The 787-nt window shown below is 65.4% G+C and carries 1 rRNA gene and 1 pseudogene; one reads left to right on the top strand and one right to left on the bottom strand.

Annotation, left to right across the window (positions count from 1 at the left end):
- The first annotated feature begins 124 nt into the window (after window positions 1–124).
- A 5S ribosomal RNA gene (gene rrf / locus STRAU_RS19395) occupies window positions 125–241 on the top strand.
- A 121-nt stretch (window positions 242–362) separates the two neighbouring features.
- Here rrf and STRAU_RS42410 read toward each other — a convergent pair.
- A pseudogene (locus STRAU_RS42410) lies at window positions 363–787 on the bottom strand (hypothetical protein); the annotation flags it as partial.

Below are 787 nucleotides of genomic sequence, written 5' to 3'. Positions count from 1 at the left end.
CACTGTGTTGGTTCTGAAACAACGAACAGTTGTGCTGGCTGAACAGCTCTACTACTCAATTGAAGAGTGTGCTTGTTCGCTGCCCTGTTTGAGATCCCGTTCAACAACGGGATATTCATAGTGTTTCGGTGGTCATAGCGTGAGGGAAACGCCCGGTTACATTCCGAACCCGGAAGCTAAGCCTTACAGCGCCGATGGTACTGCAGGGGGGACCCTGTGGGAGAGTAGGACGCCGCCGAACTAAATTTGGAGAAGCCCTGGTCCCAGCGTTCACGCTGGGACCAAGGGTCCTTTTTGTTTTTGCTCGAAGAGCGCCGACTACGCGGCTGCGTCAGAATGACTGCGGTACCGAAGACTAGGAGTCACCCATGTCCACCAACTCTCCCGACGAGCGTCCGGAGCGCGACCAGCGCCGCCGGGATGGTGGCGACCGGGGCGGATACCGCGGTGGGCCGCGTCGCGACAACGACCGCGGCGACCGCGGCGGGCCCCGCCGCGACGACCGTCGTGACGGTGACCGCCCCCCCTTCCGCCGCGACGACCGGCGCGATGACCGCCGTGACAACGACCGAGGCGACCGCGGTGACCGTGGCGGGTTCCGTCGCGACGACCGTCGTGACGGTGACCGGCCCGCCTTCCGCCGCGACGACAACCGTGGCGGTGGCGGGTACCGAGGCCGTGACGACCGCGACAGCGGACGGCCCCCGTTCCGTCGCGACGACCGGCGTGATGATCGCCGTGACGACCGAGGCGACCGTGGTGACCGTGGTGACCGTGGTGGCTTCCG

The sequence above is a fragment of the Streptomyces aurantiacus JA 4570 genome (assembly GCF_000414115.1).
Lineage (GTDB): Bacteria > Actinomycetota > Actinomycetes > Streptomycetales > Streptomycetaceae > Streptomyces > Streptomyces aurantiacus_A.
This window is presented reverse-complemented; position numbering and strand designations above follow the sequence as displayed.